At 35.0% G+C, this 13,085-nt stretch carries 19 protein-coding genes; 7 read left to right on the top strand and 12 right to left on the bottom strand.

From position 1 onward, the window contains the following. Positions 1-12 precede the first annotated feature (12 nt). The 4 genes from Gferi_RS23400 to Gferi_RS23385 all read right to left on the bottom strand — a co-directional run bounded on the left by Gferi_RS23400 (position 13) and on the right by Gferi_RS23385 (position 2,625). Positions 13-438 carry a DUF3795 domain-containing protein gene (locus Gferi_RS23400; protein WP_069980542.1) on the bottom strand — a complete coding sequence of 142 codons (426 nt, stop codon included), beginning with the start codon at positions 436-438 and terminating at the stop codon, positions 13-15. Positions 439-892: 454 nt separating this feature from the next. Next, positions 893-1,387 carry a manganese catalase family protein gene (locus Gferi_RS23395; RefSeq protein ID WP_330389490.1) on the bottom strand — a complete coding sequence of 165 codons (495 nt, stop codon included), beginning with the start codon at positions 1,385-1,387 and terminating at the stop codon, positions 893-895. Between the two features lie 200 nt (positions 1,388-1,587). Further along, the gene (locus Gferi_RS23390; protein ID WP_069980540.1) at positions 1,588-2,250 is read right to left on the bottom strand and encodes a SecDF P1 head subdomain-containing protein; all 663 of its coding nucleotides are present in this window, start codon (positions 2,248-2,250) and stop codon (positions 1,588-1,590) included. A 150-nt stretch (positions 2,251-2,400) separates the two neighbouring features. Beyond that, entirely contained in the window at positions 2,401-2,625 is a 225-nt protein-coding gene (locus Gferi_RS23385) for a hypothetical protein (protein WP_069980539.1), read from the bottom strand. Positions 2,626-2,908: 283 nt separating this feature from the next. Between Gferi_RS23385 and Gferi_RS23380 the strand changes: the two genes are divergently transcribed. Then, the gene (locus tag Gferi_RS23380; RefSeq protein WP_069980538.1) at positions 2,909-3,157 is read left to right on the top strand and encodes a hypothetical protein; all 249 of its coding nucleotides are present in this window, start codon (positions 2,909-2,911) and stop codon (positions 3,155-3,157) included. Positions 3,158-4,144: 987 nt separating this feature from the next. On the opposite strand, the gene Gferi_RS23370 is transcribed toward Gferi_RS23380, so the two are convergent. The 3 genes from Gferi_RS23370 to Gferi_RS23360 all read right to left on the bottom strand — a co-directional run bounded on the left by Gferi_RS23370 (position 4,145) and on the right by Gferi_RS23360 (position 5,197). Then, a complete protein-coding gene (locus tag Gferi_RS23370) occupies positions 4,145-4,363 on the bottom strand; it encodes a hypothetical protein (RefSeq protein ID WP_069980536.1) in 219 nt (72 codons plus the stop codon). A gap of 11 nt (positions 4,364-4,374) precedes the next feature. Further along, positions 4,375-4,578, bottom strand: a complete 204-nt coding sequence (locus Gferi_RS23365; protein WP_069980535.1) for a hypothetical protein — start codon at positions 4,576-4,578, stop codon at positions 4,375-4,377. A 424-nt stretch (positions 4,579-5,002) separates the two neighbouring features. Further along, the gene (locus Gferi_RS23360) at positions 5,003-5,197 is read right to left on the bottom strand and encodes a helix-turn-helix transcriptional regulator (protein ID WP_069980534.1); all 195 of its coding nucleotides are present in this window, start codon (positions 5,195-5,197) and stop codon (positions 5,003-5,005) included. 197 nt (positions 5,198-5,394) lie between these two features. Here Gferi_RS23360 and Gferi_RS23355 point away from each other — a divergent pair, with 197 nt between their 5' ends. The 6 genes from Gferi_RS23355 (at position 5,395) to Gferi_RS23335 (ending at position 9,394) form a co-directional block, all read left to right on the top strand. After that, on the top strand, positions 5,395-5,784 hold the full coding sequence (locus Gferi_RS23355; protein ID WP_069980533.1) for a hypothetical protein: 390 nt from the start codon (positions 5,395-5,397) through the stop codon (positions 5,782-5,784). Then, on the top strand, positions 5,762-6,142 hold the full coding sequence (locus Gferi_RS23350) for an ASCH domain-containing protein (protein WP_069980532.1): 381 nt from the start codon (positions 5,762-5,764) through the stop codon (positions 6,140-6,142). The genes Gferi_RS23355 and Gferi_RS23350 overlap by 23 nt, the downstream gene beginning before the upstream one ends. 149 nt (positions 6,143-6,291) lie before the next feature. Next, positions 6,292-7,014 (top strand): hypothetical protein, encoded by a 723-nt coding sequence (locus Gferi_RS23345; RefSeq protein ID WP_207645776.1) that lies wholly within the window; start codon positions 6,292-6,294, stop codon positions 7,012-7,014. A 318-nt stretch (positions 7,015-7,332) separates the two neighbouring features. Then, positions 7,333-7,581 carry a hypothetical protein gene (locus Gferi_RS28930; RefSeq protein ID WP_236932650.1) on the top strand — a complete coding sequence of 83 codons (249 nt, stop codon included), beginning with the start codon at positions 7,333-7,335 and terminating at the stop codon, positions 7,579-7,581. A 74-nt stretch (positions 7,582-7,655) separates the two neighbouring features. Next, the gene (locus Gferi_RS28925; RefSeq protein ID WP_236932649.1) at positions 7,656-7,838 is read left to right on the top strand and encodes a hypothetical protein; all 183 of its coding nucleotides are present in this window, start codon (positions 7,656-7,658) and stop codon (positions 7,836-7,838) included. Positions 7,839-7,948: 110 nt separating this feature from the next. Next, on the top strand, positions 7,949-9,394 hold the full coding sequence (locus tag Gferi_RS23335; RefSeq protein WP_069980531.1) for a recombinase family protein: 1,446 nt from the start codon (positions 7,949-7,951) through the stop codon (positions 9,392-9,394). Positions 9,395-9,591: 197 nt separating this feature from the next. Here Gferi_RS23335 and fosXCC read toward each other — a convergent pair whose 3' ends face one another. The 5 genes from fosXCC to Gferi_RS23305 form a co-directional block, all read right to left on the bottom strand. Next, complete coding sequence (gene fosXCC, locus Gferi_RS23330; protein ID WP_069980530.1) at positions 9,592-10,002, bottom strand: fosfomycin resistance hydrolase FosXCC; 411 nt, start codon at positions 10,000-10,002, stop codon at positions 9,592-9,594. A 60-nt stretch (positions 10,003-10,062) separates the two neighbouring features. Continuing rightward, positions 10,063-10,461 (bottom strand): hypothetical protein, encoded by a 399-nt coding sequence (locus Gferi_RS23325; protein WP_069980529.1) that lies wholly within the window; start codon positions 10,459-10,461, stop codon positions 10,063-10,065. A gap of 463 nt (positions 10,462-10,924) precedes the next feature. Continuing rightward, complete coding sequence (locus Gferi_RS23315; protein WP_069980527.1) at positions 10,925-11,374, bottom strand: hypothetical protein; 450 nt, start codon at positions 11,372-11,374, stop codon at positions 10,925-10,927. A gap of 445 nt (positions 11,375-11,819) precedes the next feature. Further along, the gene (locus tag Gferi_RS23310) at positions 11,820-12,017 is read right to left on the bottom strand and encodes a DUF6366 family protein (RefSeq protein ID WP_069980526.1); all 198 of its coding nucleotides are present in this window, start codon (positions 12,015-12,017) and stop codon (positions 11,820-11,822) included. A gap of 73 nt (positions 12,018-12,090) precedes the next feature. Next, a complete protein-coding gene (locus tag Gferi_RS23305) occupies positions 12,091-12,789 on the bottom strand; it encodes a hypothetical protein (protein WP_069980525.1) in 699 nt (232 codons plus the stop codon). Positions 12,790-13,085: the final 296 nt, after the last annotated feature.

Raw genomic sequence — 13,085 nt, 5'->3', positions numbered from 1 at the left:
TCTCTTACAAGTTCAACATTTCTGACATTGTTTTAAATACCAAGAATATCTTGAATTACATTTTGTACATGTCCATTTCTCTTTTTGCAACTCAAGCCATTTTTCCTTGCCAATGTCTTTTAACAAATTAAGATTGCTTATTGATTCGGCATGATGTGGTTTTCCGTCGTTATTAAATTCTTTTAATATCTTGCATGGGAAATCATCACACAAGCTACAATATTCTATCTCTCTATCTCTGGCACAATCTCTTATGCTACAATCTCCACATTGATTTTCTAATCGGCATCCGTGACAAAACTCAAGTGGTTCATTCTTTAAACGGTCATAATACGCTGGCATACGTATTATATGTTCTCGATTATTCTCCTCAAAAGCGACTTTAAAGCTACATGCGCCACAATAAAGACCACAATACGCTATAAGTTCATTCGGCATAAACCCAATCCCCCTCAATTTTTAATTTACTACATAACCGCTTATAATTTAGCCTCACTTTTAAGGAAATTATAGCATATTCTTTATATTTACTATCATTTATTTTACATAATATAGTAAATATTTTACTATCAAATACCGTATTATTCAGTTTGCACGGTTCAATACTACTTAATCAAGAACTAAAACATAATTTAGTTCACTCTTTTCCTTAATGAAAATGAATGCATCGATGCAGAGGTTAAGCAAGCCAGCTTAAATATAATCTGGAGGAAATGTATTGTGGAAAATGAAAAAATAAATTTTTTTAAGAAAGTTATCAAAAGTATTTCTAATTTTGAGTTCTATAATACAGTTTGCCTGGGACGCCTCGTGCCGCTCCGAATAAAATAAGATTTTTCAGCCACACATCTATAAAACAAATCATAAATAAAGAGCCGGGTTTTCCCGGCTTTTAGAATTGCTTTTTCCTTATATCATACTCTTCTACATTACGTAACGCTTCTCCAAATCTTTGGAAATGAACAACTTCACGTTCTCTTAAGAAACGAAGGCCATCTTTAAGCAATGGATCGTCCGTCAAAGTTAATAAATGCTCATATACAGCTCTTGCTTTTTGTTCTGCTGCCAAATCCTCATGGAGATCTGCGACTACATCTCCTATAGATTGGATATATGCAGCAGTCCATGGATTGCCTACAGAATCAGCGGGATAGATTGCCTTATCTCGAATGGCATAGTATCCACCCATATCAGCTTCTTTGATTTCCTCTATCGTTGCCTTTTTTGTCAACATTAAAATCATAGTTTGAATCATTTCCACGTGAGCCATCTCTTCTGTACCAATGTCAGTTAACAGTGCTTTTGCCATTTTTGTTGGCATTGTAAATCTCTGATTTAGATATCGAATTGCTGCAGATAATTCTCCATCCGGACCTCCGGGCTGCAATAGGGTATGATATTGGGACTTGGACGAATAAATGGTTTTTTATTAAGCTTCATATATACAAAATATCCACTTTTCTGCTTCGGTCATTCCTTGTATTAAAAAATGTAATGTTTCCTTATAATAGCAAATTTAGGCAACGTCAACATAAAGGCTGGAAATTAACCCAGCCATCATTTATGGACTTTGATGTTATATCACTTTTACTTAACCATATTTATCTCAACAACATCTAACTCAATGTCTAAAGCTCCACCTTGCAAAAGTGCAACAATTTCACTGGCTTCTTTAATCGTAAAATCTCCAGTTATCACGGCTTTTCCACCTTCGATTGGCTCGCTGATAACAGGTGCAGATATTATCTCTTCATCAATAAATATAAAGAGGGTCCTGTTCTCCACTTCTTTTTCTTTTGACAGTCTATTTGTAGCCTCTGAAAAAACATTTTTCCCTTCTTCATCAAATTCTATAGCTATAGCAGGTTTTTGATTAGCATTGTTCTCAAAAACAACTTGAGCTTCTTTTATATTTTTACCTGTTAAAATTACATCTCCTTGAAATTCAACAAAATTTAATTTCCCCGGTTTTGCAATTAATTGGGCCAGAGATTCTAACTCCTCATACTCAATATCATAGATCTTTAACTTAATATGATTTTCACTGAAACTCACTTTTGTTTCACTATAGCCAGCTATTTCTGCCCTTTTAACCAAGTCTTCAGCTGCATCTTTTAAGGTGGTGTCTGTAAATTCTTCCGACTTTACTGCATAAACAATTTCCCCATATTCTGGTTTTAGAATACAGCCACCTAGGAGTAAGAGAGCACTTGTGAGCGAAAGCAGCAAAATAAATAATCTTTTGAACACCCTTATTCCCTCCATTCTTTCTGTATGTAATAATAATACCATTTTTTTCTAGTTAGGTACAATGCAGTATTTTATTGAGTCTTCCCATATCGTTTAGGCTGTCTGTATTAGAAATTTACGACTTATGAATTTCCTGCTTTACCATCCTTACTATAGTTTTAATACCTTTCCGTAATTTTCACATCCCGGTTCCTGTTTCAGCTCCTCCAGGATCAGATCAATCTCCTCCATCTGTACTTTTGTATGTTCCTTTAAATCCATGAATTTTTTAATCTGAAAGACAATGTTTATCATCTCATCCTGCACCCTGCTGCCGCTAGGCATACCGGTATAATTGATCGCGCCGGGCAGTGAAGGGGCACCCTCCCACTTCAAACGCACGATCTCTCTGTCAATCTGCTCTAAACTGTACTTCAAATTCTTATAATGCCACAGAACTTCGTACTGCTGCTATGGCCTCAAACTCAGTATGTCCATCTTCCACAAGATCTTCAACTATTACCCGCAGTTTCTCCCCCATAGTTCAGCCCGCGTTTATTGGATCAGACATTTGATATTTTGTTTATACCCTATTTCTTTCTCCTGTGCGCAAGATTATATTTCGTTTATACTCTTCTATGTTATAATGGAAATACATTACAATTAGGAGTTGATAATTTTGTCTGTTCTATATTCAGGACTTATTGGCGCATTATCTTTCTTACTGCTTTCTTTACTAAATAAACAGTTTAATTTTAGAAGTGTTCTTCTTAAAAAAGTTAAGTTCAATTTTTTTCATGGCGCACTATTAGGAGCTCTATCTGCAATGATATTTGATTTCCTTAATGTAGGTCTGAATATATCCATGGGCCCAATTTTAGGACTCTGTTGCTTTTTAGCGGCAGAAAGACAGCATCATCCGCGTTAAATATTTATTTAATTCAGTTTCATTCCATCTTTTCCAATATCGTGTATAAATAGAGATACAGTATTCGAGAGGAGCCGACTACTTTGAGTCATGTACCTGATATATTAAAAACCCTCTTGGGTAGTAGCTTATCCGTCATAACCCTATATCTCATTGATAAGAAAACTAAATTATTAGAAAAAATAGAGTTTTTATTACTTTTTTTCATATTTCTTACACTTGGAATACCTTTTATTCTTTATCATAATCCCGGAATGGTTATTGATAGATATTTAAAATTAGGTTTTCTGATAGGTTTTTTTAGTTATTTATTTTCTAATAAACTTCGCTAAATACAACTTTCACGCTATATATTTATGGCAATGCTTATGTTGTTCTGTTATAATTGTCCTATAATCATTTCGAAAAGGACTGTGTTTACATGAATTTAGCATTTTTATTTTTACCTGCATCTATCTTGGTTTTCGTGCTTTATCTATTAAACATAGCATTTAATTATAAAGCTAAATTAATTAATCTCTTTGGCCGTGTTAAGTATCAGGGAATGCTCATAACCATGATGCTGCTTACAAGCTACACTTTGATAATCAAATATGATATCAATCCTTTTAGGAACCCTCTTGGTATATCAATATTTTGGTCCTACCTTTATTTAGTTAGTGTCCCTAGTAAACTTCGCTAAATAAAGCTTTTATCTTGATCATGTCACATAATCACCAAAATACTCTACTCCGTCAGCAGTCTCCTGATCTCTTCCTTCGCCGCTCTCACTCTATCTTCCGGTGATTTAACCGATGTACGAATGAGGCACTTCATGGATAAATTTTTCTTTCCTACATAGGGTCCGCCGTATGCATCCGTTCTACCACGAGAGTAGTGTTTCGCATTTGTATAACCCTTTCGTTATGTATTTGTGTAACTGTTTCGTATCTACGAAACCCTTATGTTCATACCATACAGTGGTGTCTTCCCCGGCTGGTAGTTTTTCTACAGTATGATGTTTTTCTCAATCAACAGCTTTAGTTGGGTCGACACATAGCTTCTTCTTCCACAGGCCTCAGCAAAATCATTTAGTGAAATCCGGTCGTTCATTTCCAGTTCACCTCCTTCTGAGCTTGTCAGGCATATATCTAAAAAACATATCCCAAATACGGGATGATATATAAAACCATTTGCCCATTCTGCGATGAGCTTTCTATGCTGCATGATAATTTCTTCTAGTATGTAGTACTAGTCTTTAGCATTTCGGGTTTTTCCTGTTCTTTCTCTGTGTCTTCCGGCACGTATCCCAGTGAAAGCATAAACTTGTCTTTCAATGCAGAGGCAATCTTCTTCTGTTCTTCTTCAGGCAAGCTGCTGATCAATGTTCTTTCCCCATCTCTTACAATATAGGATTTTACAATTAGTTCCTTGCGTGCCATAATCATCACCTCAATATATTCTATTTTCCATGAAATAGAATAGTTCTCATTTTAATAGCTTTTTTAGAAATTCATCTATTCTCTTCTCCCTATCCATTGATGTAAAATGCGACATGTAGCCTTTACCTACTCTGCTCCCCTGTATCGATAATTGCAATCTCTTTAGAATGCAAAATCTAGAATGATGTAGTTTTAAATCTTAACCCTTAGAGCATAGTCGACCTTTCAAATTTTCATCTTATATTACGCTCTATAGATTGAAACTCAGAGCATGTGATTCTATTTTTTTGCAGCAAATTTAAATTTTCATTTTCAGTTTTTTCAAAAATGCTTATATTTTTCTGCCCCTGGGCTGGAGCATGAGCCTCCAACTAAGCTACCTTTCTTTCTAGCCCCTCCACACGCTGCTCCATAGTTTTATCCATTATTCTCCCAGCTCCACCTCAAACCGTCTGCAAATGCGTGCCATCAAATCGGGCCCGGGAGAGAACTTCTGATTCTCCAGCTTGGACAGATACTCCCGGGTGATTCCCAGTTGCTCCGCCAGCTCCTCCTGGTTCAAGTCGTGGTACTCTCGATACTTTTGGATGTTGTTTTGAATGGTTGCTTGCTTTGCCATTGGAATCAGCTCCTATCGATAGTAATTCAGGCTGATAATTCACAACACTCTTCGTGTAGTCTTTTCTAAAAAAAGAGCATCGATATTTATATGTGGAAATTCATTTTTCAATCTCTTGATGAAATTGTAGCTAGGATGTATCACATACTAATAGCATTCATAAAATTTACATATGTAAAATGAAGCAGGTATCTAGTTTGCGACCTGGAGATATCTTGGTTATCTATAGAACAAAAGATAATAAAGGTCCTGCTGAGTATCGTTCAGTAGTTACATCTGTGTGCGTCGTTGAAGAGATGAAACCTAAAAACCATTTCAACAACTTCAAGCACTTTTATGATTATTGTAGAAATTATAGTATTTTCTCACAAGCCGAGCTCAGTCAGTGGTATAATCATAGTGAGAACATATATACTATAAAAATGACATACAATGCTGCACTAAATAAAAGGCTGACTAGGGGCAAGCTTATTGAAGAAATAGGTATAGAGAGGAACGCGTATGCCGGTTTTATGAAGCTTACAGATGATCAGTTTAGGCAAATTTGTAGGAAAGGTGGTATAAATGAAAGTCTTATTATCGATTAAACCAGAATATGTTGAAAAGATTTTTAACGGCGAGAAGAGATACGAATATAGAAAATCCATCTTTAAGAAAAACATTGATACTATCGTAATCTATTCCACTAAACCAGAGGGGAAAATTGTAGGGGAGTTTAAGATCGAAGATGTATTACATGATAATGTTGATGCCATATGGGATAAAACCAATGAGTACTCTGGTATTAATTATACTTTCTTTAAGGACTATTTTAAAAATAGAGACAATGCATATGCAATAAAAATCGGCAAAATAAAATTATATGATACCCCACTTGATCCCAAAGATTTCAGTAATGTATTTCGAATACCTCAATCATTTTGCTACATTGATAGAGTCCTTTAGGCAAACAGCAACAGTTTTAGTTTATTATGGGCTTTAAAGTGATTTGGATTCTGGTTCCCAAAATCAAAGTCGCTTTAAGGCCTTTAATTCTCCTGATTCAGGATTACACAATAAAGGAATTCGAATAATGAAACTAGAAAGATCAAACGTTGATTATCCGTTATGGAGAAAAAAAGGTTGATTCTTCTCTTTTTAACTACAAAGGAACCGCGCTTCCTACCTGGACATGCAACATGTGGAATATACAATCATACTTTTTTCATTGTAATTCTAAAAAAGACCCTAATTCTCATGTTAAAATTGTTTTTGGAAAATTAGAATATGATGGCTGGGTGACCGTCGCCAAAAACAAAAGAACCACACCAGCCTATAGACTATGGTTTTCTAATGATCTTCTTGGCCGAATAAAGGATGTCTATTTGATGAGTTATATGAGGAACTTAGAAGCACGATTGAGAAATGAAAAACCAAAGAAAATTGAAGACGAAATCCCCTTCTGGGAGTTTTTTGATATAGAATATGACTCAGAGAATAAAACATTCTACTTTACAGTCTATTACACTCAAAAACCTAGCTTTCCTGAATTATTTAAAAGAATGGTTGGTTCCCCTATTCTGCACAAGATTGACGACGAGCTAAATAATAAAGATACTTTCCGGATACATAAACAGGATTGGAAACCAAGATCTGAATTTGAAGCTGAAATCGGTGCCTATAATGTTATCTATACTTTGATTGATACGGAAAACAAGCTTATTTATGTATGTGAAGCTAAAGATATGGTAAAGAAGTTTAAACAAGGTCATCCATCTATATCTCATTGGAATTATTATAGATATAATGTTCTACCTAGCGAAATTGAAAAGCATTGAAAAGCATCGAAAGACTTTTGAAAGAATGGTCATCAGGGATTATACTACGCTGTTAGAAAATAAAAAGAGTATTGATACGATTGCTATCTCAGATTATCAACTAGCTAACGATAAAATAGATAAGTAGCTACAAACATATGCTTTAGAGTTCCAGTATTTCTGGAACTCTTTCTCGTTTTCCATTATATTATCGTAATGATTTTTCTTTTCTATTATATTAAAAATTTCTATCTGCTTCATCCTTTTTCTACTTTTATGGCCAGGAAATCTATGGTAAGATATTTTTCCGAACATATATTCTGTTCAGGAGGTAGTGTTTTGATTGAGACAGACAAACTTGAAAATATCATTGCCAAGTGCCGTATTATCAAGGAATTCATTCCCCTGCCCGAAAAGGTTCTCGGCTATTACTACTATGATGGCAGCTATTATATAATATTTATCAATGAGCGCATCAGGGGTAATGAGCGGTTATACCGGACTGTCCTGACAGAAGAGATCGGACACTACAGGACTACGATTGGAGATATCACACTAAGGAAATACATGTGTTATGCAGACAGGTAAGTGATTGCTAAAAAGGAGCTTGCTGCCCTCAGATGGGCTGCTGATTTTTTGATCCATAAGGCTATGCTACAAGCATGATTAAACGAAAAATAGTTGAAACCTTATATGGTCTGGCAGACTATTTCATGGTGACAGAGGAGTTTGCAAGGCAGAAACTTGAATTCATGGCTAAGCAGGAGATGTTCTGGAAGCTTGATGAGGCAAGAAGCTTATGCTTAACGGGCCTTCCTTCTGTATTTATCCATGAGAACTGTTAGGCTTTATTTAATGTGCTTTTTCTATAGTAAAGGGGGAATGCGATGTACTGATTAACTTTCTTCTTTCATATCATTAACTAAATCAAGGAATACATAAAGAAGGTGATATCATGAAAACAGCCGCCTTATATATCCGGGTCAGTACAGATGAGCAGGTAGAATACAGCCCAGACGCACAGAAAAAGGCGTTGTTTGACTATGCAAAGAGAAATAGGATACTAGTGCCTTCTGAGTATATTTTTGTTGATGAAGGAATCTCCGGCCGCAAGGCAGAAAAAAGACCGGCCTTTATGGAAATGGTCCGGCTGGCTAAGAAAAAACCAAAGCCCTTCGATATAATTTTGGTCCACAAGTTCGACCGCTTTTCCCGTTCACGTGAAGATAGTGTGATATATAAATCGCTGCTGAGAAAAGACTGTGGGATCAAGGTGGTCAGCATCACAGAGCAGCTGGAAGATGATAAGTTTTCTATCATTCTGGAGTCAATGCTGGAAGCTATGGCAGAGTATTATTCTCTCAACCTGGCCGATGAAGTAAAAAAAGGAATGACAGAGAAAGCTAAACGGGGCGGATTGCAGACCAGCGCATCCTATGGATATGAAGTAAAAGAGCAAGGAACGCTTACAGTTGTAGAACATGAAGCAAAGATCGTTCGGTACATATTTGACCAGTACCTGAATCATGATGAGAGTTTTTATAGGATCACAAAGCGGGTAAATGAGATGGGTGCCTTGACGAAGAAGAACAAGTCCTTTGATAATAGAGGGATTGAATATATTCTTAGGAATCCGGTATATATCGGAAAGCTTCGTTGGACCCCTACCGGTAGATTTAAAAGGGATTTTGATAGTGAGGAAATCATGATCGCAGACGGAAAACATGAACCCATCGTATCTGTAGATGTATTTGAAGCAGTTCAAGAAAAGATAAGAACCCGTAAGAAAATATATAAGCCCAAACAAAGACCCATTGATGAGTGCAAGCATTGGTTGTCAGGGTTGGTCCGGTGCAGCAGCTGCAGCTCGACTTTGGTCTACACTGCCACAAAAGCTCCCAGCTTTCAGTGCAGGGGTTATGCCGGAGGACGATGCAAGGTTTCTCACTCTATTACTGTCAAAAAAATCGAGAGAGCCATCCTCAGTGAATTTTCGAAGTTTATATCCGGCAAAGAAACGAAAAGTTATAATATCAGGACTACCAGCAGCGTGGATCTGGAGATAGAAGCTCTAGTCAAACAGTTAGACAAGATTTATACTAAGCTTGAAAGGGCTAAAGAAGCTTTTCTGGCCGGCATTGATACGCTTATGGAGTATAAGTCTAATAAGGAGTTGCTGCAACAAGAAGAATCCAGCCTGAGGGCAAGGATCGATGAGCTGAAAAGCAAGGAAGATAAGTGTAATATGGATGCCTTTAGGGAAAGGATCAATGTGGTATATGATATGCTGGTAAATGACAATGTGCCGATGATCGAAAAGCAAAAATCTATTCGCTCTATTGTTTCGGAAATCAGGTTCAATAAGACTAATGATACCTTGGAACTAGATTATTACTTGTGATAATATATCCTATAACCAATATCTACTCAATTACTAATTTTTTTCTACAAAAAATGATAAATTGTTCATAGTTTATTCACAATCTTGGTTTACACTGTATTTATGAGGTTACCCCCCTCTTTATAATATAGAGCTCTCAGCAGTTATGAAGGCTCGTCCTATTTTTTGTGACGACAAAGCCCTTTTTTGCATTATACTTAACCCATATATTCTTTCTGATAACGAAGAAGTCTAGTTTCTAATGTACCTGTATGAAGTTCAAATAGATGATTGTCATAATCATAAAAATATATTGAATTACCCTCTTCTATAACTCTTTTCCTTCCACTTTTTATTTCCAGGCCAAGTTTTTCTATTCTCTCAAGATACATTTCATAGTCTGATTCATTTATTTTAAAAGCTATATGATTATAGCTTTTTTCAATTTTTTCTCCCTCCATAACTGCAATCCAAAGATTATTTATCAAAAAGAACTTTTCTTTAGATATAGAAAAGGTTTTATCTCCACTAGAATACACTTCTTTAGCCTCGAATATCTCTTCAAAAAAAGTCGCTGCCTTGTCTAAATCTTTAACAATAAAGGTAATATGACTAATTCCTAATATCAAGCTCATCACTCCCCAAATATAATCAACCCCTACTGCACATAATTCTTATTATGGACAATATTACTCTAATAAAGTTTTATATTCATCCGCATCATCAAATATTGCCGGAAAAACTGTTGGAGTAGCACTAATATTTTTCATTTTAATTTGGTTTCCATCATTTAGTTTATTTATAATTATCTCAAAAGAGTTATCATTATTTAGGGTAATTTTAAAATTTTGCTTATCACTTTTCATTTTATATACATTATCATCTAATTTTTCATAGGATCCTCTATCAACTTCTCTGTTATCAATATATTCAACAAAACTATTATCTTTTTGGAGAATAGATATCTGAACAAAATATCCATTCACGTCTTTTTCTGTTTGATAAAGACCTTTTAAAGTAGGTTTTGCACATCCTCCTAATATCAAAATAATTCCTAACGACAAGACAGTAAGCATTATTTTTCTCATAATAATATTCCCCTAAATTTTTTTTGATTAATGAATATAACTTTTCCTATTATAGATTATTTATAAAAATACCGTAAAATACATCATCTGAATAATACGGTGTTTTGCTGATTATCTGTATTTTGGGTTATTACGTTTATAAAAAAATATGCAACATCACTCAGTTACATTTTTGTCTGGTACGAATTTAGAAAAAAACAGGCTTACTCCACTATAAGCAATTATCCATATTGTTAGGTCTATTACAAGGTTTATCAAATTAAACCCTTCAGTAAATACATTATAAGAAAAGCCAATTTTAAAGTTAATTACTTTTACAATACAATAAGCTATTAGAAATTTTATAATTCTACTATTTCTCAATACAATCATCCCCATTAATATTTGTCATTTCTAAGAAAAATGCATATTAAACACAACTGATCATTATGTTCATTTTGCGCAGCTTGCGGAACTTATAAAATCATTCCTTATCATCATCTTCAGTTGCATCATTTATGCTTTGTGTTGCTTGAGGAATGACTCTAATAAGCCCTTCATTGGCATTCCATATCAGTTTCTCTTTATTGTTGTCTTTAAAATAAACATTTTCAATACTTGTGGCATCTACTGATATTGTTATATCAAAATCACCCCAACGGTTAATAAAGCCCAACAATGTATTATGCTTTACACCTATATAAAGGTTACTACCCTCTATCTTATAAATATGCCCCACATAAGCTGGTGCGCTGCTTCCTATTCCTCCTTGTATGCGAACTGAATCATTCTCAACAGAAACAGTTTCAGCGTAAAGCGAACTTGGAGAATCGCACATAGAAAATCCAAATATCCTCCATCCATACCTCGACAAAACAAATATGAATGCAATTACAACAAAGCTTATTGCAGCAGCTTTTAAAAATTTCTTCACTTTATCTTCCCCCTCTACTAAATGTAAATAATCTATATATGACAATAACCTGCTGTTATCACACTTTCATCATACTGTGCCAAGAATGTTATCTTCCAGAGCCTAAATCTCCTTTATTAGTAAACCTTTTTTCATATTTATCAAGTACATACTTTAGGCTATCCTCTAGATTAGTTTCGGTTTGATTTGCAATACCTCAATACTACAAACTTAGTGATTTTCCAACGCCTAAGCATAAATATTGTTAACCGCATACACTTTTTTTCTTTTTTTTGAATACTATATGGAACTATTTCGGAACACGTATGGTAAATGTGGATTCTTTTATATGTTATTAGGCGCTGTCAAAGGAAGTGTTATTTTACATTTCTTTTTCTTTGTGATATCAATAAGGTACTTTACTGAAAAGGCTGGATTTTCCGATTCATTCTACGGTCCATTGCTCTCATCGGGAAAGAAAAAACCATATCCCGATAAATATAGCTATGGTGATAATCGTACTAAGCCATCCTTGTTTTGTTAAATTATTTAAGTCACCTATCTTTGAACGGTTTATTGAATCTGCAAAATTTATCATTGGTTTTTTTTTATACTCTTCTATTTTGCGTTGCTCTTCCTTATCTTGATAATCTCTTTTATTCATAATTTCTCCTTCCTATTATATAATCAGTATGTCTGCAAATAGTCTAAAATAACGATTCTAGGCTTAGGTAAAATCAAGAGCCAAGGCTTTTCTCAATACCTTCCAATCTATCAAAAACACCCTTTACCCATGCCTCATCTTCCCACAAATCGGGATTATTTATCTCTCTTTCCGCCGGATGACCTGTGGCAGAGGTATCTACGCCGTCCTTAGTTCCAAAGTACAGATCAGCAAGCTTTAAGGACTTGTCTTCAACAGTTATGAGTATTTTGCATGTCTGCCCTGAGCCTTCAAATTGAAAGGGGAGCTCAATATAGTAAAGGTTATCTTGTATTTGCTGTATCTCAGCTTGTCCAAACTCATTTTTCAGTCCGTAATTTACAGCACTGCCGCCTTGCAGCTTCCGTTTCTGTGTTAACTCCAACATTTTATCTGTAAATTCTCGTAGATTTTTGTTTGAAATATATTTTTCAAAGGATACTTTCTTTTGATCTCCAACTGCACCGTTATACAAGTTTACAAAGGCCTTCCCAAAGGCTGTGATTGTTTCCTCATCTGCATCAGATAGCTTTTCTCCCGGAATGAAAAATTCCTGGCTTGCAAGTTGGTTTAGTACATCCTCTGTTGATTGAGTTGAAGCTGCTTCACTATACTCTGCCGAATCTGGTTGATTTTCCCTATTTAGTGTATTGTCCTTTATATCATAGGTTTGCCTGCATCCCGGAAATACCACAAGGGAAAATATCATAAAAATCAATACTGCCTTTTTCATATCACTACCTCCTGTACAAATCAATGGACGGTTTCAATAAATTATATACATCCTTGAATGATCAATTTAATGTACAATATTCTATCAATATGAAAAAACATTGTACTATTTTATCTCATATAGTATATTTTTTGTATCATGACTAACTTCTACATAAAAGCATGAAACTCCTTTAAATCCATCTTTAAGGAAGATAGAAAGATGGTTTCAATACCTGCTGTATCTCTCTGATCCCCCATTTATACTTCACAATCCTTTCCGGACTCCCAAGGCCAAGGCTGTTCCATTCCCTGGAA

The organism is Geosporobacter ferrireducens (assembly GCF_001750685.1).
Taxonomy (GTDB): domain Bacteria; phylum Bacillota; class Clostridia; order Peptostreptococcales; family Thermotaleaceae; genus Geosporobacter; species Geosporobacter ferrireducens.
Note: the sequence above shows the minus strand (reverse complement) of the source record. Positions and strands in the feature narration are given on the sequence as shown.

Coding starts and splice junctions, on each gene's coding strand:
- Gferi_RS23400 (WP_069980542.1), bottom strand. CDS start 438: ATGCCGAATGAACTTATAGCGTATTGTGGTCTTTATTGTGGCGCATGT.
- Gferi_RS23305 (WP_069980525.1), bottom strand. CDS start 12,789: ATGAAAAAGGCAGTATTGATTTTTATGATATTTTCCCTTGTGGTATTT.
- Gferi_RS23325 (WP_069980529.1), bottom strand. CDS start 10,461: ATGAGAAAAATAATGCTTACTGTCTTGTCGTTAGGAATTATTTTGATA.
- Gferi_RS23365 (WP_069980535.1), bottom strand. CDS start 4,578: ATGGCACGCAAGGAACTAATTGTAAAATCCTATATTGTAAGAGATGGG.
- Gferi_RS23335 (WP_069980531.1), top strand. CDS start 7,949: ATGAAAACAGCCGCCTTATATATCCGGGTCAGTACAGATGAGCAGGTA.
- Gferi_RS28925 (WP_236932649.1), top strand. CDS start 7,656: ATGATTAAACGAAAAATAGTTGAAACCTTATATGGTCTGGCAGACTAT.
- Gferi_RS23350 (WP_069980532.1), top strand. CDS start 5,762: ATGAAAGTCTTATTATCGATTAAACCAGAATATGTTGAAAAGATTTTT.
- Gferi_RS23360 (WP_069980534.1), bottom strand. CDS start 5,197: ATGGCAAAGCAAGCAACCATTCAAAACAACATCCAAAAGTATCGAGAG.
- Gferi_RS23370 (WP_069980536.1), bottom strand. CDS start 4,363: ATGCAGCATAGAAAGCTCATCGCAGAATGGGCAAATGGTTTTATATAT.
- Gferi_RS23310 (WP_069980526.1), bottom strand. CDS start 12,017: ATGAATAAAAGAGATTATCAAGATAAGGAAGAGCAACGCAAAATAGAA.